Source organism: Streptomyces sp. MGP-BFMKR1, from assembly GCF_057766585.1.
The window spans coordinates 190,272-214,593 of sequence record NZ_CM173408.1 but is presented as its reverse complement, the minus strand read 5'-3'; the positions used below and the strand labels follow the sequence as shown (position 1 = coordinate 214,593).

Here is a 24,322-nt window from a genome sequence, read left to right as displayed (position 1 = left end):
GGAGGAGCAAGAACTGATGTCGGACACGGAAGACAAGCTCCGCCAGTACCTGAAGCGGGTCACGGTCGACCTGGGCGAGACCCGGCAGCGGCTGCGCGACGTGGAAGAGCGCCTCAACGAGCCGATCGCCGTGGTCAGCATGGCCTGCCGCTTCCCGGGCGGCATCGACTCGCCGGAGGACTTCTGGGAACTGGTCGCCACGGGCGGCGACGCCATCGGCGAGTTCCCCACCAACCGAGGGTGGGACCTGGAAAGCCTGTACCACCCCGACCCCGACCACCCCGGCACCAGCTACGTCCGCCGCGGCGGATTCCTGGACGACGCCGACCAGTTCGACGCCCCCTTCTTCGGGATCAGCCCGCGCGAGGCGCTGGCCATGGACCCCCAGCAACGACTGCTGCTCGAAGTCGCCTGGGAGACCCTGGAACGCGCCGGCATCGACGCCGCCACGCTCAAGGGCACACCCACCGGCGTGTACGCCGGCGCCGGCATCCTCGGCTTCGGCACCCCGCACATCGAGCGCAGCGCCGAGGGTTACCTGCTGACCGGCAACACGCTCAGCGTCGTATCGGGCCGCGTCGCCTTCACCCTCGGCCTTGAGGGTCCCGCGGTCACCGTGGACACGGCCTGCTCCTCGTCCCTGGTCGCCATGCACCTGGCGGCCCAGTCGCTGCGCCAGGGGGAGTGCACGCTCGCGCTGGCCGGCGGCGTCACGGTCATGCCCAACGCCAACCTGTTCACCGAGTTCTCGCGCCAGCGCGGCCTGGCCCCCGACGGCCGGTGCAAGCCGTTCGCCGCCGCGGCCGACGGCACCGGCTTCTCCGAGGGCGCCGGCATGGTGCTCCTGGAACGGCTGTCCGACGCCCGCCGCAACGGCCACCGCGTGCTGGCCGTACTCCGCGGCTCGGCGGTCAACCAGGATGGCGCGAGCAACGGGCTCACCGCTCCCAACGGGCCGTCCCAGCAGCGCGTCATCCGCCAGGCGCTGGCCAACGCCGAACTCTCCACCTCCGAGGTGGACGCCGTCGAGGCACACGGCACCGGCACCACGCTCGGCGACCCCATCGAGGCCGACGCCCTCCTCGCCACCTACGGCCAGGACCGCCCCGACGACCAGCCACTGTGGCTCGGCTCGGCCAAGTCCAACATCGGCCACACCCAGGGCGCGTCCGGCGTCGCCAGCGTCATCAAGATGGTGCTGGCCATGCAGCACGGCGTCCTGCCGGCCTCCCTGCACATCGACGCGCCCACCCCGCACGTCGACTGGAGCGGCGGTGGCGTACGCCTGCTGACCGAGCCCGTCGACTGGCACCCCGGGCGCCCCCGCCGGGCCGGCGTCTCCGCCTTCGGCATCTCCGGCACCAACGCCCACCTCATCCTGGAACAGGCCCCCGAGCCCACCCACGACGACCCCGCGACCACCCCGGCCGACGCGACGCCGGCCGCCAACGCCGTGGTGCCCTGGGTGGTCTCGGCCCACAGCGACGACGCACTGCGCGCCCAGGCCCAGGCCCTGACCACGCGCCTGACGGCACACCCCGAACTGACCCCCACCGACGTGGGCTGGTCCCTGACCACCACCCGCACCACGCTCGACCGCCGCGCCGTCGTGACCGGCCAAACCCGCGACGACCTCCTCGCCGGCCTCACCTCCCTGGCCGCCGGCGAGCCCCACGCCCACGTCGTGGACCCCGGCCGCCCCACCACACCGACCGGTGTGGGCCCGGTGTTGGTGTTCCCGGGTCAGGGTTCGCAGTGGGTCGGGATGGGTGCGGGGTTGTTGGAAGCCTCGCCGGTGTTCGCGGCGCGGGTGGCGGAGTGTGAGCGGGCGTTGGCTCCGTATGTGGACTGGTCTCTGAGCGAGGTGCTGCGCGGTGGGGTGGACGCCGCCGACCTGGGCCGCGTGGATGTGGTGCAGCCGGTGCTGTGGGCGGTGATGGTGTCGTTGGCTGCGGTGTGGGCTGATCAGGGTGTGACGCCTGCCGCTGTGGTGGGGCACAGTCAGGGCGAGATCGCCGCTGCTGTCGTCGCTGGCGCGCTGTCGTTGGAGGACGGGGCGAAGGTGGTGGCGCTACGGAGCAAGGCACTGCGCCGCCTTGCCGGCGGCGGGGCGATGGCTTCGCTGGCGTTGAGTCAGGACAAGGCCGAGGAGTTCCTGGCCGGGCTTGGTGACAGCGCGGCGGGCGTGGGGATCGCGGCCGTCAACGGGCCCGGCTCCGCCGTGGTCTCCGGACCGCCCGAGCAGGTTCAGCACGCCGTCTCCGCACTGGAGGAATCAGGCGGCAGGGCCCGGTTGATCGATGTGGACTACGCCTCCCACAGCTCACAGGTTGATGAGATCGCCGACGAGTTGCACGAGGTGTTGGCCGGTATCAGTCCGACCCAGGGTGAGGTGGCGTTCTACTCCACCGTCACCGCTGAACGTATCGACACCAGCACCTTGGACACCGCGTACTGGGTGACCAACCTGCGCGAACAGGTCCGCTTCGCCGAGGCCGTACGCCACCTCCTGGCCGACGGCCACCGCGTGTTCATCGAGGCCAGTACCCACCCCGTCCTCACCGTCGGACTCCAGGAAGCCTTCGACGAAGCCGGAATCGAAGCCGCTGCGGTGCCGACCCTTCGCCGGGAGCATGGCGGGTTGGAGCAGTTGGCGCAGTCCGTGGCGGCGGCCTTCGCCGCCGGGGCCCCGGTGGACTGGACGCGCTGGTTCCCCAGCGACCCCACGCCCCGCGTCGTGGACCTGCCCACCTACGCCTTCCAACGCCAGCGCTACTGGATGAACGGAACCGGTGGGCACGGTGGCGACCCCACACACCTGGGGTTGACCGCGCCGGGGCATCCGCTGCTCGGGGCCGCGGTCGAGATCGCCGACGGCAGCGTGCACCTGCTCACCGGGCGACTGTCGGCCCAGTCGCACTCCTGGCTCGCGGAGCACGTGGTGGGTGGCACGATCCTGGTGCCGGGCGCGGCGCTGGTGGAGTGGGCGTTGCGCGCGGCCGACGAGGCGGGCTGCGGTGGCGTCGAGGAGCTGGCGCTCCAGGTGCCGCTGGTGTTGCCGGCGACCGGGGCGGTACGCGTACAGGTGGTTGTCGGGGCCGCCAGCGATGACGGACGACGCGATGTGCGGGTCTACTCGCACCCGGAGCGGGACGCGGCCGACGAGGACTGGGTGTGCCATGCCGAAGGCGTGCTGAGCCCGCCCGCGACGGACGTCGAGCGGGCCGGGGAACTCTCCGGCACCTGGCCGCCGGCCGGGGCTGATCCGGTGGACCTCTCGGAGTTCTATGACCGGACCACCGCCGCCGGCTACGGCTACGGGCCGGCCTTCCAGGGACTGCGGGCGGCCTGGTGGCACGGTTCCGACGTGTACGCCGAGGTGGAGTTGCCCGACGCGGCGGGGGAGCGGGCCGGCTACGGCATCCATCCCGCCCTGCTCGACGCCGCCCTACAGCCCGCGCTGTTGTTGACCGAGCCCGATCCCGTGGCCGGCGAGGGGCGGGTGTGGCTGCCGTTCGCGTGGAACGGGGTGGCGCTGTGGGCCGCCGAGGCCGGCACGGTCCGGGTCAGGCTCTCCGCGTACCAACAGGACGCAGCCGACGAACGCGCCGTGCGGGTGACCGTGGCCGATGCCGTCGGAGCCCCCGTACTCACGGTGGACTCGGTGGTCACCCGACCGGCCGCTGCCGACCAGTTGGGAGCCGCCGAGCGCGCGGCCGACGGGCTGTTCACCATGGAGTGGGTCCCGGCGCCCGACGGCGCACGGGACACCGGTGCCACTACCGGGCCGGCCGACTGGGCGGTCGTGGGCCCCGACGTGTGGGATCTGGCCGACGCGCTGCCGGGCTCGGGTCGGGTGTGGAGCGACCTCGAAGCGCTGGCGGCGTCGGTGGGGGAGGACGGCTCGGTGCCGTCGGTGGTGTTGGCTGGCGTGCGCCCGGAGGGCGACGGAGGGCCGGCGGCTGCTGGGCTGCGGGCGGTCGAGGGTGTGTTGGGGTTGGTGCAGGGTTGGTTGGCGGAGCCGCGGTGGGCGGACGCGCGGCTGGTGGTGGTGACGCGCGGCGCGGTGGTGGCCGGCGAAGCCGCCGCGACGGACGGGCCGGGTGTGGACGTGGCGGCGTCCGGCGCGGGGGTGTGGGGCCTGGTGCGCAGCGCCGAGTCGGAGAACCCGGGGCGCTTCCTCCTGCTCGACCTGGAGCCGACGGGCACCGAGCCGGGTGCCGGGAGCGTGGCGGACGGGCTGCGCGCGGCGCTGGCCGTCGACGAGGCGCAGGTCGCCCTGCGGGGTGGCCGGGTGCTGGTGCCGCGGCTGGCGCGGGCGCGGGGCGAGGCGCGCACGGCGGCCCACCCCCCGCTCGACCCCGAGGGCACGGTCGTGATCGTCGGCGGCACCGGGATGCTGGGTGGCCTGGTCGCCGAGCACCTGGTACGGAACTGGCGGGTGGGGCATCTCGTACTCGCCAGCCGGCGCGGCACCGAGGCCCCCGGTGCCGACGAACTCGCCGCACGCATCGAAGAGTTGGGCGCGACCGTACGCATCGTCGCGTCCGATGTGACCCGCGCCGACGACGTGGCCGAACTGATCGCCGGCGTGGACCCCGAGCACCCGTTGACCGGTGTGGTGCACGCGGCGGGCGTTCTGGACGACGCCGTTCTGACCTCGCTGACACCGGAGCGGCTGGCGCCGGTGTGGGCGGCGAAGGCCGCGGTCGCGGCGCATCTGCACGCCGCGACCGAGGGGCTGGACCTGGGCCTCTTCGTCACCTTCTCCTCGGCCGCCGCCGCCTTCGGCAGCGCCGGGCAGGGGAACTACGCGGCGGCCAACGCCTTCTGCGACGCGCTGGCCGCGCACCGCCGCGCCCGCGGACTGCCCGGTGTCTCCATCGCCTGGGGCCTGTGGGCCGACGCCAGCGGCATGACCGGCCATCTGACCGAAGCCGACCTGGCGCGCATGACGCGCTCCGGCATCCGCGCGATGCCCAGCGAGCATGCGCTGCGACTCTTCGACGCGGCCTGTGGTCTCGCCGACCCGCAGCCGGTCGCCGTGGACCTGGACCTCGGCGCGCTCTCCCGGGCCGACGACGTGCCCCCCGTGCTGCGCGGGCTGGTCGCCCGCACCCGCCGCAGGGCCGCCGACGCCGATGCCCAGGGGCCGGCCCTGGCGTCGCGGCTGACTGGCCTGGACGCGGCCGAGCGGCTCGACGCGGTGGTGGGTGTGGTCCGCGAGGCCGTCGCGGTGGTCCTGGGCTTCGCGTCCGCGTCCGACGTGCGGGCCGGGGCGACGTTCAAGGAGTTGGGCTTCGACTCGCTGACGGCGGTGGAGCTGCGCAATCGCCTGTCGGCGGCCAGCGGCTTGCGGCTGCCGGCGACGATGGTCTTCGACTACCCGACGCCGCGCGTGCTGGCGGAGTTCGTCCTCGCGCGGCTCGGCGGCGAGGCGGCCGGACCGGCGCGGGTGTTGGACGTGACGGGCTCGGACGAACCGGTGGCCATCGTCGGGATGGCGTGCCGCTTCCCGGGAGGCGCGAACTCGCCGGAGGGCCTGTGGGACGTGGTGGCCGGCGGGCGCGCGGTGCTGGGGGAGTTCCCGGAGACCCGGGGCTGGGACCTGGCCGGGCTGTTCCACTCGGACCCTGACCACCCGGGGACGAGCTACGCGCGGCAGGGCGCGTTCCTGTACGACGCGGACCGCTTCGACGCGGGGTTCTTCGGGGTGAACCCGCGAGAAGCCCTGGCCACCGACCCGCAGCAGCGGTTGCTGTTGGAGGCGTCCTGGGAGGTGTTGGAGCGGGCCGGCATCGACCCGGTGTCGCTCAAGGGTTCCGCGACGGGTGTGTACGCGGGCGTCATGTACCACGACTACGCCGCGGGCCTGTCGAGCGCGGGGGACGCGAAGCTGGAGGGTTACGCGATGCTGGCCGGCTCGGGCAGCGTCGTCTCGGGACGCGTCGCCTACGCGCTGGGCCTTGAGGGACCGGCCGTGACCGTCGACACCGCGTGCTCGTCGTCGCTGGTGGCGATGCACCTGGCCGCCCAGGCACTGCGCCAGGGTGAGTGCACCCTGGCGTTGGCCGGCGGCGTGACGGTGATGGCGACCCCGGAGGTGTTCACGGGCTTCTCGCGGCAGCGCGGCCTGGCCCCCGACGGGCGGTGCAAGCCGTTCGCCGCGGCGGCCGACGGCACCGGCTGGGGCGAGGGCGTGGGAGTGCTGCTGCTGGAGCGGCTGTCGGACGCGCGGCGCAACGGGCACCGCGTCCTGGCGATGGTACGGGGCTCCGCGGTGAACCAGGACGGCGCGTCCAACGGCCTGACCGCTCCCAACGGCCCGTCCCAACAGCGCGTTATCCGGCAGGCGTTGGCCAACGCGGGCGTCTCCCCGGCCGAGGTGGATGCCGTGGAGGCACACGGCACGGGAACCACCCTCGGCGACCCGATCGAGGCCCAGGCGCTCCTCGCGACGTACGGCCAGGAGCGCCAGGGAACCGAACCGCTGTGGCTGGGCTCCATCAAGTCCAACATCGGACACACCCAGGCGGCAGCCGGTGTGGCCGGCGTCATCAAGATGGTCAAGGCCATGCAACACGGCGTACTCCCGCCGTCCTTGCACATCGACGAGCCCACACCCCACGTGGACTGGGAAGCCGGCGCCGTACGGCTGCTCACGGAGCCGGTGCGGTGGCCGCAACACACCCACCCGCGGCGGGTGGGCGTATCGTCCTTCGGTGCCTCGGGCACCAACGCCCACGTCATCCTGGAACAGGCCCCCGACCTGCCGGAACCCGCCGCCGGGCCGGAAGCCGAGGGCCCGCTGCCCTGGGTGCTGTCAGCCCGTGGCACCGAGGCGTTGCGCGGCCAGGCGGCGGCCCTGGCCGACCACTTGACGACCACACCTGACCTCACCCTCACCGAAGTGGGTTGGTCCCTGCTGACCACCCGCACGCTCTTCGAGCACCGGGCCGTTGTCGTGGGTGACGACCGCGATGCGCTCCTGGCCAGCCTGCGCGCGCTCGCCGAGGGCGACACCCACCCCGCGCTCATCACGCCCACCCCCCGGCCCACCACCGGCGACACGGTGTTCCTCTTCAGTGGCCAGGGCAGCCAGCGCCCGGGCATGGGCCGCGAGCTGTACGACCGCTTCCCCGCCTACGCCGAGACCTTCGACCAGGTCTGCGATCTCCTCGACCCCTACCTGGACCACCCCCTGCGCGACGTGGTCTTCACCGGTGGGCCTGACGACCTGCTGAACCACACCACCTACGCGCAGGCAGGGCTGTTCGCGCTCCAGGTCGCCATGGCACGACTGCTGGAGACGCTGGGTGTACGGCCGGACGCGGTGATCGGGCACTCCATCGGCGAGGTCGCCGCAGCCCACATTGCCGGCATCCTCGACCTCCCCGATGCCTGCCACCTGGTCGCTCAACGCGCCACCCTCATGGGCAGCCTCCCACCCGGCGGCGCCATGGCCACCCTCAACGCCACCCCCGAAGAACTCCAACCCCACCTCACCACGTACGAGAATCAGGTCAGCATCGCGGCCCTGAACACCCCCGGGAACACGGTCATCTCCGGGCCCACCGAAGCCGTCGAAGCCATCCGCACCCACTGGGCCGAACAAGGACGCAAAACACGGTCCCTGACCGTCAGCCACGCCTTCCACTCACCCCAGATGGACCCCATCCTCGACCCCTTCACCCAGTCCATCAGCACCCTGACGTTCCACGCGCCCGTCATCCCGCTGATCAGCAACCTCACCGGACAGCCAGCCGATCCGGACTTCATCACCACGCCCACCTACTGGGCGCAGCACATCCGCCAACCCGTCCACTTCCACCAAGCCATCACCCACACCGCCCCCACCACCCACACCTACCTCGAACTCGGCCCCGACCCCACCCTCACCACCGCCACCCAACACACCCTGGACCAGGGGGACGGCGAGGCGGACGCGGCGGGTGGCGCGCAACCGTTGACCGTCGCGGCGCTGTCCCGCAAGCAACCGGAGGCGCAGGCGTTCGCCCAGGCGCTGGGCAGGTTGCACGTCGCGGGGGCCGAGGTGGACTGGGCGCACTGGTTCCCGGCCGACCCGCCGCCGCGCACCGTCGACCTGCCGACGTACGCCTTCCAGGGCGAGCGCTACTGGCTGATTCTGGGCGACAGGGTCGGGGACGTGGGGGCCGCCGGCCTGCAGCGGGTCGAGCACGCGCTGCTGCCCGCCGCCGTGGCGTTGGCCGACGGCGGGTTGCTGCTGACCGGGCGGCTCGCGCCGGGGGGCGCCGATCGAGACTGGTTGGCGCAGCACGTGGTGGCCGGGTCGGCGCTGTTGCCGGGCGCGGCGTTGGCCGAGTGGGCGCTGCGCGCCGCCGACGAGGCGGGCTGCGCGGGGGTGGAGGAGTTGTCGCTCCAGGTGCCACTGGTGCTGCCGGCCAGCGGCGGCCTACGCATCCAGCTCACCGTCAGCGCGGCCTTCGACGACGGGCGCCGCGACGTACGGATCTACTCCCGGCCCGATCGCGACGCCGACCTCGGCGCTGACGCGGACTGGGTGTGCCATGCGGAGGGTGTGCTGAGCCCGCCCCCGCAGGACGCCGAGCAGCCCGCCGGGCTGGGCGGTGCCTGGCCGCCGGCCGGCGCGGAGCCGGTGGACGTCGAAGGGTTCTACGCACGGGTGGGCGCGGAGGGTTACGCCTACGGCCCGGCGTTCCAGGGGCTGCGGGCCGCCTGGCGCGACGGCGAGGACGTGTACGCGGAGGTGGAGCTGCCCGAGGCGGCGGGGGAGCGGGACGGGTTCGGCATTCACCCGGCCCTCCTCGACGCCTCGCTGCACGCGGCACTGTTGCTCGCACCGGACGCGCGGCCCGAGGCCGCGGCCGAGCGCGTCTGGCTGCCGTACGCCTGGCACGGCGTGACCCTGTGGGCCGCGCAGGCCGCCACCGTACGCGTGCGCATCTCCCCGAACCCGCAGGTGGCGACGGACGAGCGGGGACTGCGGGTGACCGTGGTCGACGCGGTCGGCGCGCCGGTGCTGACGGTGGAGTCGCTGGCGATGCGGGCCGCCACCGCCGATCAGTTGCGGGCCGTGGGTGGCCAGGGCGCGGACGGCCTGTTCGCGCTGGAGTGGACCAACCTCGCTGCGCCCGCGTCCGAGGCGCCCGGTGGCGCCTGGGCCGTGTTGGGCCAGGACGATCCGTACGGACTGCGCGACGCGCGCCTGTCCGACGGTGCTCCGCAGCCCTTCGCCGACGTGGCCGCGCTGGTCGTCGCCCTGGACGACGGCGCGCCGGCGCCCTCCGTCGCGCTGCTCCCGGTGGTGGGCGGCGACGCGGGAGAGGACGCGGCCGACGCGGGGCGCGTGGTGGCGGAGTGGTTGCTGCGCCAGGCGCAGGAGTGGCTGGCCGAACCGCGGCTGACCGACGCCAAGCTCGTCGTCGTCACCCGTGGGGCCGTTCCGGCGGCGGAGTCGCCCGACGACGGCGCCGTCACCGACGCCTGGGTGCGGCTGCCGGCCGCCGGCGCGTGGGGCCTGATCCGCAGCGCGCAGGCGGAGAACCCCGGGCGCTTCCTGCTGCTCGACCTCGACCCCGTGGCCGAGAGCGCGGACGCGCCGGCACCCGACGGCACCGACGTCGCGCAGGCCGTGGCGCTGGCCGTCACGGCCGACGAACCGCAGGTGGCGCTGCGTACCGGGCGGGTCCTGGTGCCCCGCCTGGTGCGCTCGGGCGCGGACGGCGGCGGGATCGTCGGACCGGTCGGGGAGCGGGCCTGGCGCCTGGAGCTCCAAGGCGCGGCCACCGTCGACAACGTCGTTCCGGTGCCCTGCCCGGAGATCCTTGAGCCGTTGGCCCCGGGGCAGGTGCGCGTCGAGGTGCGCGCCGCCGGCGTCAACTTCCGGGACGCCCTGCTGAGCCTGGGCATGGTCCCGGGCCAGGTGGGGCTCGGCGGTGAGGGCGCGGGCGTCGTGACGGCCGTCGGTGCCGGTGTCACCCACGTCGCCGTCGGCGACCGGGTGCTGGGCATCTTCGACCGCGCCTTCGGGCCGATCGCCCTGACCGACGCCCGCATGGTGGCGCCGATGCCCGAGGGTTGGACCTTCCACGAGGCGGCTGCCGTCCCCACGGTCTTCCTCACGGCCTGGTACGGGTTGGTGGAGTTGGGTGGGTTGGCCGCGGGTGAGTCGGTGTTGGTGCACGCCGCGGCTGGTGGGGTGGGGATGGCGGCGGTGCAGGTGGCGCGGCATGTGGGGGCGGAGGTGTACGCGACGGCCAGTCCTGGCAAGCACGAGGTGTTGGCGGGGATGAGTATCGACGCGGCGCATCGTGCCAACTCGCGGTCGTTGGACTTCGAGTCGGCCATCCGGGACGCGACGGGTGGTCGGGGTGTCGATGTCGTCCTGAACAGTCTGGCCGGCGAGTTCGTGGACGCCTCGCTGCGGCTGCTCGCCGACGGCGGACGCCTGCTGGAGATGGGCAAGACCGACCTCCGCGACCCGGAGGCTGTCTCGGCCGCGTACCCCGGAACCCGCTACCAGGTCTACGACCTGGTCACCGACGCGGGCCCGGAGCTCATCGGGCAGATGCTGGCCACCCTCAGCGACCTGTTCAGCCGCGGTGTGCTGACTCCGTTGCCGTCGCGGGTGTGGCCGTTGGCGCGGGCGCGGCAGGCGTTGCGGCATCTGAGCCAGGCCAAGCACACGGGCAAGCTGGTGTTGGACGTGCCGGCCACCCTGGACCCCGAGGGCACGGTTCTGATCACCGGCGGCACCGGCACCCTCGGTGCCCTCGTCGCGGGGGATCTGGTGCGTACGGGTCGGGCTCGGCACCTGTTGCTGGTCAGCCGTAGTGGCCCGGAGGCGCCGGGCGCCGGTGAACTGGTCGAGCGGTTGGCCGCCGCCGGTGCATCGGCCCAGGTGGTGGCGGCCGACGTCACGGACCGGGAAACGGTCGAGAGCCTGGTCGCCGGCGTCGACCCGGCCCACCCCCTCACCGGCGTCATCCACACCGCCGGCGTCCTCGACGACGCGGTCCTCACCTCGCAGACCCCGGACGGACTGGCCCGGGTGTGGGCGGCCAAGGCCACGGCCGCCGCCCACCTGCACGCCGCGACCAGGGACCTGCGGCTCGGCATGTTCGTCCTCTTCTCCTCGTCGGCCGCCACCCTCGGCAGCCCGGGGCAGGCCAACTACGCCGCCGCCAACGCGTTCTGCGACGCGCTGGCCGCCCACCGACAGGCGCTCGGCCTGCCCGGCGTCTCCATCGCCTGGGGCCTGTGGGCCAACGCCAGCGGCATGACCGGCAACCTGGCCGACGCGGACCTGGCCCGCATGGCCCGCTCCGGCATCGGCGCCATGACCAGCGAACACGCCCTGAGCCTGCTGGACGCGGCCATCCAACACGGCGGCCACCACCTGGTAGCCGCCGACATCAACCCCCGGGCCCTGGCCGCGCAACCCGCCGACACCCTGCCCGCCTCGCTGCGCACCCTGGTCGCCACCAGCGGCGGCAGCACCCGCGCCCGGCGCACCGCGACGACCGGCGGCGGCCAACCCGAGAACTGGGCGAGCCGACTGGCCGGACTCTCCCCCGACGAGCAGCTACGCACCCTGGTCACCCTGGTGCGCGGCAACGCGGCCACCGTGCTCGGGCACGCCGACGCGGACGCGGTCCACGCCGAGGCCAACTTCAAGGACCTCGGCTTCGACTCGCTGACGGCAGTGGAACTGCGCAACCGCCTGGCAGCCGCCACCGGCCTGCGGCTGCCCGCCGCCCTCGTCTTCGACCACCCCGAGCCCACCGCGCTGGCGGAGTTCCTGCTCCAGCGGATCGCGCCCGCGGGGGCACCGGCCAGCGGACCGGACGCCGTCGATCCGGTGCTCAACGATTTGGCCCGGCTTGAGAGCACCTTGATACAGCTTGATCTGGAGGACGGCGATTCCGGTGCGGTGACGGCTCGGCTGGAGAGCCTGCTGGCGAAGTGGAAGGCGGCACGCAAGCCCGCGCACGAGGGCAGCGCCGTGGAGCGACTGGACTCCGCGTCAGCGGACCAGGTCCTCGACTTTATCGACAACGAACTTGGCGTGTCCTGAATGCACGGGACCACACCATCGCTCAGGCCGGGGGATACCTCATGGTGAACGAAGAGAAGCTGGTCGAGTATCTCAAGCGCGTCTCCAAGGACCTGCACGAAACGCGGCTGCGCCTGCGCGAGGTGGAGGAGCGCTCCCAGGAGCCGGTGGCCGTGGTCAGCATGGCCTGCCGGTTCCCGGGCGGCGTCGCCTCGCCCGAGCAGTTGTGGGAACTGGTCACCTCGCGCACCGACGCCATCGGGGACTTCCCCACCGACCGGGGCTGGGACCTGGACGGCCTGTACCACCCGGACCCGGACCACCCGGGCACCAGCTACGTCACCCAGGGCGGGTTCCTCTACGACGCCGACCAGTTCGACCCCGCCTTCTTCGGGATAAGCCCGCGCGAGGCACTCGCCACCGGCCCCCAACAGCGCCTCCTCCTGGAGACCGCGTGGGAGGCCATCGAACGCGCCGGCATCGACCCGGTCTCCCTCAAGGGCAGCCAGACCGGGGTGTACGCCGGCACCGCCACCACCGGGGGAACCTCACAGGGCGAGGCCCCCCAGCAGGGCTCGGAGGGTTACGCGGGCAACGCCCCCAGCCTGCTGTCCGGCCGGGTCTCCTACACCCTTGGCCTCGAAGGCCCGGCCGTCACCGTGGAGACCGCCTGCTCCTCGTCGCTGGTGGCCATGCACCTCGCGGCCCAGGCGCTGCGCCAGGGTGAATGCTCACTGGCCCTGGCCGGCGGCGTCACCGTCATGGCCACCCCCGAGGTCTTCACCGGTTTCTCCCGACAGCGCGGCCTCTCGCCCGACGGCCGCTGCAAGGCGTTCGCGGCCGACGCCGACGGCACCGGCTGGGGCGAGGGCGTCGGGCTCGTCCTGTTGGAGCGCCTGTCGGACGCGCGGCGCAACGGACACCGGGTGCTCGCGGTGCTCCGCGGCTCGGCCATCAACCAGGACGGTGCCAGCAACGGCTTCGCCGCCCCCAACGGGCCGTCCCAGCAGCGCGTGATCCGCCAGGCCCTGGCCAGCGCCCGGCTGTCGCCGTCCGAGGTGGACGCGGTCGAGGCGCACGGCACCGGCACCCGGCTCGGCGACCCCATCGAGGCCGACGCGCTGCTTGCCACCTACGGTCAGGACCGAGCCGAGGACCAACCGCTGTGGCTCGGCTCGGTCAAGTCCAACATCGGCCACACCCAGGGCGCCGCCGGCGTGGCCGGCGTCATCAAGATGGTGATGGCGCTCCAACGCCAACACCTGCCGGCCTCCCTGCACCTGGCCGAGCCCACCCCGCACGTGGACTGGAGCAGCGGCGGCGTCCGGCTCCTGACCGACCCCGTGCCCTGGCCGGCCGGTGCCCGCACCCGGCGCGCGGGCGTCTCGTCGTTCGGGATCTCGGGAACCAACGCACACGTCATCCTCGAAGAGGCGCCGGCGCCCGTGGACGAGGCACAGTCCGCGACCCAGCCGCCACACCACCCCACGACCCACCCAGTCCCCGCCGCCACCCACGTACTGCCCTGGGTGGTCTCCGGCCGCGGCGCGGACGCGCTGCGCGGCCAGGCGGCGGCCCTGCTCGCCCGCCTCACCGACGCCCCCCGACACTCACCCGCCGAGATCGGTTGGTCCCTGGTGACCACCCGCTCGACCTTCGAGCACCGCGCCGTCGTCGTCGGCCAGAGCGAGGACGAACTGCTGGGCGGCCTCCGGGCGTTGGCGGACGGTGCGGACCACCCGCACGTCATCGCCCCGGGCACCCCCGCCGCCACGACCACCGGCCCCGGTGGCGTGGGCCCGGTACTCGTCTTCCCGGGTCAGGGTTCGCAGTGGGTGGGGATGGGTGCGGGGTTGTTGGAGTCGTCTCCGGTGTTCGCGGCGCGGGTGGCGGAGTGTGAGCGGGCGCTCGCGCCGTACGTGGACTGGTCGCTGAGCGAGGTGCTGCGGGGCGGGGTGGACGCCGCCGACCTGGGTCGGGTCGATGTGGTGCAGCCGGTGTTGTGGGCGGTGATGGTCTCCCTGGCCGCGGTGTGGGCTGATCAGGGTGTGACGCCTGCCGCTGTGGTGGGTCACAGTCAGGGTGAGATCGCGGCTGCCGTCGTCGCCGGCGCGTTGTCCCTGGAGGACGGGGCGAAGGTGGTGGCGTTGCGGAGCAAGGCGCTGCGCCGCCTCGCCGGCGGCGGGGCGATGGCCTCGTTGGCGATGCGTGAGGAAGAGGTCGCCGCGTTCCTGGCCGGCCTGGGTGAGGCCGCGGCGGGCGTGAGCGTCGCGGCGGTCAACGGGCCCGGCTCCGTGGTGGTGTCCGGACCGCCGGAGCAGGTACGACACGCCGTGGCCGCGCGCGAGGAGGCCGGTGGGCGAGCCCGGCTGATCGACGTGGACTACGCCTCGCACAGCCCACAGGTTGACGAGATCGCCGACGAGTTGCACCAGGCACTCGCCGGGATCAAGCCCACCCGTGCCCCGGTGGCCTTCTACTCCACGGTGACGGCCGAGCGCATCGACACGGCTACCCTCGACACCCCGTACTGGGTGACCAACCTGCGCGAACGCGTACGCTTCGCCGACACCATGGGCCGCCTCCTGGCCGACGGGCACCGCGTGTTCATCGAGGCCAGCACCCACCCCGTGCTCACCGTGGGCATGCAGGAGTCCTTCGACGAGGCCGGCATCCAGGCCACCGCGGTGCCGACCCTTCGCCGAGAGCACGGCGGGTTGGAGCAGTTGGCGCAGTCCGTGGCACTGGCGTTCACCGCCGGCGCCGACGTGGACTGGGCCCGCTGGTTCCCGAGCGACCCCACGCCCGGCGTGGTGGACCTGCCCACGTACGCCTTCCAGCGCCAGCGCTACTGGCCCGCGCCGAGCGCCGCCGTGGGCGACGTCGGCGCGGCCGGCCTCCAGCGGGTGGAGCACGCGCTGCTCCCCGCGGCCGTCGGGCTCGCCGACGGCGGCCTGGTGCTGACCGGCCGCGTCGCGGCGCAGGCGCAACCCTGGCTCGCGGAGCACGTGGTGGGCGGCACCGTCATCGCGCCCGGCGCCGCCCTCGTGGAGTGGGCGCTGCGCGCGGCCGACGAGGTGGGCTGCGGCGGCGTCGAGGAGCTGACGCTCCAGGTGCCGCTCGCGCTGCCCGCCACCGGTGGCGTACGCGCCCAGGTGGTCGTCGGCGCCGCCGCCGAGGACGGCCGGCGCACCCTGCGCGTCTACTCGCGGCCCGACCACGACACCGACCTCGGCGCCGACGCGGGCTGGGTGTGCCACGCCGAAGGCACCCTGAGCCCGCCCACCCCCCACCCCGACACACCCGGGCCACTCGACGGCACCTGGCCGCCCGCCGGGGCCCAGGCCGTGGACCTCACCGGCTTCTACGAGCGGGCCACCGAGGCGGGATACGGATACGGCCCGGCCTTCCAAGGTCTCAAGGCCGCCTGGCGGCACGGCTCGCACGTCTACGCCGAACTCGAACTCCCCGAGGCTGCCGGCGATCGTGAAGGGTTCGGCATCCACCCCGCGCTGCTCGACGCCGCCCTGCACCCGGCGCTGCTGACCGAGGAGCCCGCAGCGGCGTCCGAAGCGGAACAGGTGTGGCTGCCCTTCGCCTGGAGCGGCGTCGCGCTGTGGGCCGCCGAGGCCGGCTCCGTCCGCGTCCGCGTCTCCTCCGACCAGGCCGCCACCAGCGGAGAACGCTCGCTCCAGGTCACGGTGGCCGACGCCGTCGGCGCCCCGGTGCTCACGGCCGAGGCGGTCACCATGCGCCCCGCCTCCACCGAGCGGCTCAAGGCCGCCGGACACGGGGCGGCCGGGCTGTTCGCGGTGGAGTGGACACCGCTGACCGGCGTCACGTCGGGCAGCGGCGCGGTCACGGAAGCGGCGGACTGGGCGGTGCTGGGCACCGATGTGTGGGGTCTGGCCGAAGAGTTGCCGGGTTCGGGACGGGTCTTCGGGGACGTGGACGCGTTGCTGGACGCGGTGGGTGAGGACGGCGAGGTGCCGTCGGTGGTGTTGCTCGGCGTCGCGACCCCCGACGGCGAGGGCGCGGGGCTGGCGGAGGCCGGCCTGAGCGCGACCGTGGGCGTGTTGGACGTGATGCGGGACTGGTTGACACGGGAACGGCTGGCGTCGTCGCGGCTGGTGGTCGTGACGCGCGGCGCGGTGGCCACCGAAGGCGCGGACGTGGCGACGCCGGGCGCCGGCGTGTGGGGCCTGGTACGCAGCGCCGAGTCGGAGAACCCGGGGCGCTTCCTCCTGCTGGACCTCGACGCGGCGGCCGAGACGCCAGTGGGCGGGCTGACGGCCGGGGTGCTGGCGGCCCTGGCGGCCGACGAGTCGCAGGTTGCGCTCCGGGACGAGCGCGCGCTGGTGCCCCGGCTCGTACGGGCCCCGGCCACCGCACCCGACAGCGCGTCGGACGCACCAGGCCAGGAGGGCGAGGCGAGTGGGCTCGACCCGGACGGCACGGTGATGATCGTGGGCGGCACCGGCATGCTCGGCGCCTTGGTGGCGACACACCTCGTGCGGACGTGGCGGGTCAGGCACCTGGTACTGGCCAGCAGGCGCGGCCCGGAAGCGCCGGGGGCCGCCGAACTCGCCGAGCACCTCGGCGAGTTCGGCGCCCAGGTGCGCGTCGTGGCGGCGGACGTCACGAACGCCGACGAGGCCAACGAACTCATCGCGGGCATCGACCCGGAGCACCCGCTGACGGGCGTGGTGCACGCGGCGGGCACGCTGGCCGACGGCGTGGTGACCTCGCAGACGGCGGAACAGGTTGGGCGGGTATGGGCGGCCAAGGCCACCGTCGCGGCACACCTGCACACCGCCACGGCCGGCCTGGACCTGCGCATGTTCCTCATGTTCTCCTCGGCCGCCGGCGTCGTGGGCAACGCGGGCCAGGCCGGCTACGCGGCGGCCAACGCGTTCGTCGACGCCCTGGTCGCCCACCGGCGCGGCCTCGGACTCCCGGGACAGTCGGTGGCCTGGGGCCTGTGGGAACAGGCCAGCGAGATGACCGGCCACATGGGCCAGGCCGAGCTGGCCCGGCTGCGCGGCATGCGCCCGCTCACGGCCGAGCGCGGCCTGAGCCTCCTCGACGCCGCCCACCGGTCGACGCGACCGCTGCTCGTGGCCGTCGACCTGGACGTGCACGGCCTCGCCGGCGCCACCGACCTGCCGCCCGTGCTGCGCGGCCTCGCCGGACGCACGCGGCGCAGGGCGACCGACGCCGACGCCTCGGGCGCGGCGGGCCTGACGGCACGGCTGACGGGCCTGGACGCGGACGGGCAGCGGGCCGAGATCCTCGACGTCGTGCGCGGCGGCGTGGCCGCCGTGCTCGGCTTCGCCTCGGCCGCCGACGTGCGACCCGACTCCGCGTTCAAGGAGCTGGGGTTCGACTCGCTGACGGCGGTGGAACTGCGGAACCGCCTGTCGGCGGTGAGCGGTCTACGACTGCCGGCGACCCTGGTCTTCGACTACCCGACGCCGCGCCTGCTGGCGGCCTACGTACTGTCGCGGTGGAGCGGCGGCGCGGGCACGGACGCCGCGCGGACCTCGGCGCGGGCGTCGGTGGGTGTGGGTGCGGACGAGCCGGTCGCGATCGTCGGCATGGCCTGCCGGTTCCCCGGGGGAGCGGAGTCGCCGGAGGGCCTGTGGGACCTGGTGGCGAGCGGGCGCGCGGTGCTGGGGGAGTTCCCGACCACGCGAGGCTGGGACGTGGACGGCCTCTTCCACGCGGACCCGGACCACTCGGGGACGAGCTACGCGCGTGAGGGGGCCTTCCTGTACGACGCGGACCAGTTCGACGCGGGCTTCTTCGGCGTGAACCCACGAGAGGCGCTGGCAACAGACCCGCAGCAACGGTTGTTGCTGGAGGCGTCCTGGGAGGCGCTGGAACGGGCCGGGATCGATCCGGTCTCGCTGCGGGGTTCGGCGACGGGTGTGTACGCGGGCGTGATGTACCACGACTACGCGGCGGGACTGTCGCGCGGCGGCGACCCGAAACTGGAGGGTTACGCCATGCTGGCCGGCTCGGGCAGCGTCGTCTCCGGCCGCGTGGCGTACACGCTGGGCCTGGAGGGCCCGGCGGTGACGGTCGACACGGCATGCTCGTCGTCGCTGGTGGCCATGCACCTGGCGGCGCAGGCACTGCGCTCGGGCGAATGCGCGTTGGCGCTCGCCGGCGGTGTGACGGTGATGGCCACCCCGGACGTGTTCACCGGGTTCTCGCGCCAGCGCGGCCTGGCACCGGACGGGCGGTGCAAGCCCTTCGCGGCGGCGGCCGACGGCACCGGGTGGGGCGAAGGCGTGGGAGTGCTGCTCCTTGAGCGGCTCTCGGACGCCAGGCGCCAGGGACACCGGGTGCTCGCGCTGGTACGCGGCTCCGCCGTGAACCAGGACGGCGCGTCGAACGGGATGACGGCCCCCAACGGGCCGTCGCAGCAGCGCGTGATTCGGCAGGCATTGGCCAATGCCGGGCTCAGCGCCTCCGAGGTGGACGCGGTGGAGGGCCACGGTACGGGAACGCGACTGGGCGACCCGATCGAGGCACAGGCGCTGATCGCCACGTACGGGCAGGAACGGGAGGAGAACGACCCGCTGTGGCTGGGCTCGGTGAAGTCGAACATCGGCCATACGCAGGCCGCCGCGGGAGTGGCGGGCGTCATCAAGATGGTGCAGGCCATGCACCACGGCGTCCTGCCCCAGTCCCTGCACATCGACGAACCGACGCCCCATGTGGACTGGGACGCGGGAGCGGTGCGACTGCTGTCGGAGCCGGTGGAATGGCCACGGAAGGACCGCCCCAGGCGAGCGGGCATCTCGTCCTTCGGCGCCTCGGGCACCAACGCGCACGTGATCCTCGAGCAGGCGGCTCCGGAGGTCGCCGACACTTCCGAGGCGCCCGAGGTCTCCGCGGGGTCCGAGGCCGGCGGCGTGGTGCCGTGGGTGTTGTCGGGGCGGGGCGAGGAGGCGCTGCGGGGCCAGGCGGTGGCGTTGGCCGAGTGGGTGGAGAGCCGGCCCGGGTTGTCGTCGGGCGAGGTCGGTTGGTCGTTGGTGAGGTCACGCTCGTTGTTCGAGCGGCGTGCGGTGGTGGTGGGACGCGATCGGGAGTCGCTCCACGCGGGATTGTTGGCGTTGGGGGCGGGCGAGGCGCATCCGGGTGTGGTGACGTCGGACGCGGCCCCGGGTCTCGATGGCGATGGTCCGGTGCTGGTCTTCCCGGGTCAGGGTTCGCAGTGGGTGGGGATGGGCGCGGGGTTGTTGGAAGCCTCGCCGGTGTTCGCGGCGCGGGTGGCCGAGTGCGAACAGGCACTCGCTCAGTATGTGGACTGGTCGCTGAGCGAGGTGCTGCGGGGTGGGGTGGGCGCCGCCGACCTGGGGCGGGTTGATGTGGTGCAACCGGTGCTGTGGGCCGTGATGGTGTCGTTGGCCGCGGTGTGGGCTGATCAGGGTGTGACGCCTGCCGCCGTGGTGGGTCACAGTCAGGGTGAGATCGCGGCTGCTGTCGTCGCGGGTGCGCTGTCGTTGGATGATGGTGCGAAGGTGGTGGCGTTGCGGAGCAAGGCGCTACGCCGGTTGGCTGGTGGCGGGGCGATGGCTTCGCTGGCGTTGAGTCAGGACAAGGCCGAGGAGTTCCTGGCTGGGCTTGGTGAGAGTGCGGCGGGTGTGGGCATCGCGGCCGTCAACGGGCCCGGCTCCGCCGTGGTCTCCGGACCGCCCGAGCAGGTCCAACACGCCGTCTCCGCGCTGGAGGAAAGTGGCGGCAGGGCTCGCCTGATCGACGTGGACTACGCCTCCCACAGCTCACAGGTTGATGAGATCGCCGACGAACTCCACGAGGTGCTAGCCGGTATCAGTCCGACCCAGGGTGAGGTGGCGTTCTACTCCACCGTCACCGCCGAACGCATCGACACCAGCACCCTGGACACCGCCTACTGGGTCACCAACCTGCGCGAACAGGTCCGCTTCGCTGAGGCCGCACGCCACCTCCTGGCTGATGGCCACCGCGTGTTCATCGAGGCCAGCACCCACCCCGTCCTGACCGTCGGACTCCAGGAATCCTTCGACGAAGCCGGGATCGAGGCTGCCGCGGTGCCGACCCTTCGCCGGGAGCATGGCGGGTTGGAGCAGTTGGCGCGGTCCGTAGCCCGGGCGTTCACCGCCGGCGTGAGCGTGGACTGGACCCGTTGGTTCCCCGACGACCCCACGCCCCGCGTCGTGGACCTACCCACCTACGCCTTCCAGCGTGAGCCCTACTGGCTCGTCTCGCAGAGCAGCGTCGGTGACGTGGGCGCCGCGGGGTTGCAACAGGTCTCGCATGCGCTGTTGCCGGCCGCCGTGGAGTTGGCCGATGGTGGCCTTTTGCTGACCGGTCGGCTTTCGGCGGGGAGTGGCCGGGGTTGGTTGGCCGAGCATGTGGTGGCGGGCTCGGCGTTGTTGCCGGGCGCGGCGCTGGCCGAGTGGGCGTTGCGGGCCGCCGACGAGGCCGGGTGTGCGGGCGTGGAGGAGTTGGCGCTTCAGGTGCCGCTGAAGCTTCCGGCCTCCGGGGCGCTGCGCGTACAGGTGGTCGTCGGAGCGCCCGCGGCTGACGGTTCGCGGGACGTACGGATCCACTCGCGCCCCGAGGACGAGCCCGGCGCGGACGCCACCTGGGTGTGCCACGCGGAGGGTGTGCTGAGCCCGCCGTCCGACACGGCCGACCAGCCCACGGGGCTGCTGGGCGCGTGGCCGCCGGCGGGGGCCGAGTCCGTGGACGTCGACGGGTTCTACGCGCGGGCTGCCGCCGAGGGGTACGGCTACGGCCCGGCGTTCCAGGGGCTGCGGGCCGTGTGGCGACAGGGCGAGAACGTGTACGCCGAGGTGGAGTTGCCGCAGGCGGCGGGGGAGCGGGACGGATACGGCATCCACCCCGCCCTCCTCGACGCGGCGCTGCACCCGGCGCTCCTGATCGACCAGACCGATGCCGAGGCCGCTGCCCCGAACAGCGACACCGATACCGACACCGACGCCAGCGGTGAGGGGCGCGCCGGTGAGGGCGCTGCGGGGTCCGGGGCGCGGTCGGCGGCTTCCCGGGCGGACCGGGTGTGGCTGCCCTTCGCGTGGAACGGTGTGTCGCTGTGGGCCACCCAGGCCGGCAGCGTGCGGGTTCGCATCTCTCCCGGGCCGCGGGGTGGAGACGACGAGCGGGCGCTGCGGCTCACCGTGGCCGACGCCGTGGGCGCGCCCGTGCTGACGGTCGACGCGGTGGCGATGCGTGCCGCCGCGCCCGACCAGTTGCGCGCGGCCGGCGGCCGTGGGGTGGACGGACTGTTCGCGCTCGACTGGACCCCGTTGCCCCGGCCTGTCGTCGGCGACGCGGACGGGTCGGCGGACGGCGCGGGTGACTGGGCCGTGCTCGGCCAGGACCCGTTCCGACTCGCCGGGTTGGAGCTGCCGGACGGCGCGAGCCCCGAGTCGTACGCCGGCGTCTCCGCGCTGGTCGAGGCGTTGGAGGCCGGAACCGCGCCGCCGGCCGTGGCGTGCGTCGGCGTGTCACCCACGGTCGTCGGCGAAGGAATCACGGCGGGTGAAGGGTTGGCGGACGCCGGCCGGCGCGCCGTCGAGCACGTGCTCGACCTGGTGCGGAGCTGGCTGGCCGAACCACGGCTGGCCGCGAGCCGACTGGTGGTCGTCACCCGGGGCGCGGTCGCGGCCGGTGAGGGCGAGGACGGCACGGTGGAGCTGGCCGGAGCCGGCGTATGGGGGTTGCTGCGGAGCGCGGAGTCCGAGAACCCCGACCGCTTCCTCCTGCTCGACCTCGACCCGGACGTCGCGGCCGACGCCGCTCACCCGGGTCTCGTGGCCGGTGTACGGCAGGCGATCAGCGCGGCTGAGACACAGGTCGCGGTGCGCGGCGGTCAACTCCTCGTCCCCCGGCTGGTGCGCGGCGGGACCGCGGTCGGCGGCGTGGTCGGCCCGGACGGGCGCTCCGCCTGGCGCCTGGACACCGACGGCAGCGGCACCCTCGAAGGCGTCGCTCCCGTGCCGTGCCCGGAGGTCATGGAGCCGCTCGCCGAGGGGCGGATTCGGGTCCAGGTGCACGCTGCGGGCGTCAACTTCCGGGACGTGGTCGTCAGCCTGGGCATGGTGCCCGGACAGACCGGACTCGGCGGCGAGGGCGCGGGCACCGTCGTGGCGGTGGGGCCCGGGGTGAGTGGCGTGTCCGTCGGCGACCGGGTGATGGGCGTCTTCGACCGCGCCTTCGGGCCGATCACCCAGACCGACGCCCGACTCGTCACACCCATCCCCGAGGGTTGGACCGATCAGCAGGCCGCCGCCGTACCGATCGCCTACCTCACCGCCTGGTACGGGCTCGTCGAACTCGGCCGAGTACAGCGGGGTGAGCGGGTGCTCATCCACGCGGCCACCGGTGGCGTCGGCACGGCCGCCGTCCAGATCGCCCGCCACCTGGGCGCCGAGGTGTACGCCACGGCCAGCCCGGGCAAGCACCCGGTCCTCGGCGCGTTGGGCATCGACCAGGCACACCGGGCCAACTCCCGGGACCTGGACTTCGAGGCGACCATCCGGGAAGCGACCGGGGGGCGCGGCGTGGACGTCATACTCAACAGCCTCTCCGGCCCGTTCGTGGACGCCTCGATGCGCCTGCTCGGCGAGGGCGGCCGGTTACTGGAGATGGGCAAGACCGACATCCGGGACGCCGACCACCTGGCCACCGCCTACCCGGGCGTCAGCTACCAGGCGTACGACCTGATCACCCATGCCGGGGCCGACCGGATCGGCGACATGCTCGACACCCTGCGGGAGATGTTCCGCGCCGGCACGCTGCAACCGCCACCCGTCAGGAGCTGGCCGCTGGCCCGGGCCCGGCAGGCGCTGCGCCACCTCAGCCAGGCCAAGCACACCGGCAAGCTCGTCCTCGACGTGCCCGGCACGGTGGACGCCAACGGCACGGTCCTGATCACCGGCGGCACCGGCACCCTCGGCGGTCACGTCGCCGAACACCTCGCTCGGGCCTGGGGCATCCGGCACCTGGTGCTGGTCAGCCGGCGTGGCGCGGAGGCGCCCGGCGCGGACGCCCTGCTGGCACGACTGGCCGACGCGGGGGCCGACGCGCGCGTCGTCGCGGCCGACGTCACCGACGGGGCCGCGGTCGCCGACCTGGTCGCGGGCATCGACCCCGCGCACCCGCTCACCGGCGTCGTTCACGCCGCGGGTGTGCTCGACGACGCCATGGTCACCTCCCAGTCCGCCGAGCGACTGGCGCCCGTGTGGGCCGCCAAGGCCAACGCCGCGGCCCACCTGCACGCCGCGACGAAGGATCTGCGGCTCGGGATGTTCGTCCTCTTCTCCTCCGCGGCGGCCACTCTCGGCAGCCCCGGGCAGGCCAACTACGCGGCGGCCAACGCCTTCTGCGACGCGCTGGCCGCCCACCGTCGCGCGCTCGGCCTGCCCGGCGTGTCCATCGCCTGGGGCCTGTGGGCCGACGCGAGCGGCATGACCGGCCACCTCGACGCGGCGGACCTGGCCCGGATGAGCCGCTCGGGCATCAAGGCCATGCCGAACGAACACGCCCTGCGCCTGCTGGACGCCGCCTGCCGGCACGGCCACGCCCAACTCGCCGCCGCACACCTGGACCTGCGCGCCCTGGGCGCGCAACCCGCCGACACTCTGCCCGCGCAGCTCCGGGCGCTGGTCGGCACCGCCACCGCGCGCCGCGGCGCGGCCACCGACCAGGCGGCGGCCACCAACTGGGCCAGCCAACTCGCCACCCTGCCCCCCGAGGAGCAGCAGCGCACGCTGCTCAACCTGGTACGCGGCAACGCGGCGGCCGTCCTCGGCCACGCCGACCCCAACGCGGTGCACAGCGACGCCCCGTTCAAGGACCTCGGGTTCGACTCGCTGACCGCCGTCGAACTCCGTAACCGGCTCTCGGCCGCCACCGGGCTGCGGCTGCCCGCCACCTTCATCTTCACCTACCCCACCCCGGCGGCCATCGCCGAGGAACTGCGCGAACAGCTCTGCCCCGCGGCGGCCGACCCAGCGGCGCCCCTCTTCGAGGAGTTGGAGAGGCTGGAGGCGGCGATGGCTCGGGTCGACGCCGGCGACGACGCGCGCGGCAAGCTCACCAAGCGGCTGGAGACGCTGCTGTGGCGCCTCAACGACAGCGGGCCGGACCACGACACGCCCGGCGCGGAGACCGCGGACAGCACCGCGGTGGACGCGGCGTCGGACGACGAGCTGTTCGCCCTCATCGACCGCGAACTGCCTTCCTGAT

2 protein-coding genes are annotated in these 24,322 nt (G+C 73.9%); both read left to right on the top strand.

What is annotated here, in order from left to right:
• The first annotated feature begins 13 nt into the window (after positions 1 to 13).
• A complete protein-coding gene (locus tag AC3CHW_RS00710; RefSeq protein WP_488471268.1) occupies positions 14 to 12,079 on the top strand; it encodes an SDR family NAD(P)-dependent oxidoreductase in 12,066 nt (4,021 codons plus the stop codon).
• A gap of 41 nt (positions 12,080 to 12,120) precedes the next feature.
• Positions 12,121 to 24,321: an SDR family NAD(P)-dependent oxidoreductase gene (locus AC3CHW_RS00705; protein ID WP_488469173.1), complete on the top strand. Its 12,201-nt coding sequence runs from the start codon at positions 12,121 to 12,123 to the stop codon at positions 24,319 to 24,321.
• Position 24,322 lies beyond the last annotated feature (1 nt).

What these genes read in the sequence shown, in the direction of transcription:
- AC3CHW_RS00705 (WP_488469173.1), top strand. Translation starts at nt 12,121, where the DNA reads ATGGTGAACGAAGAGAAGCTGGTCGAGTATCTCAAGCGCGTCTCCAAG.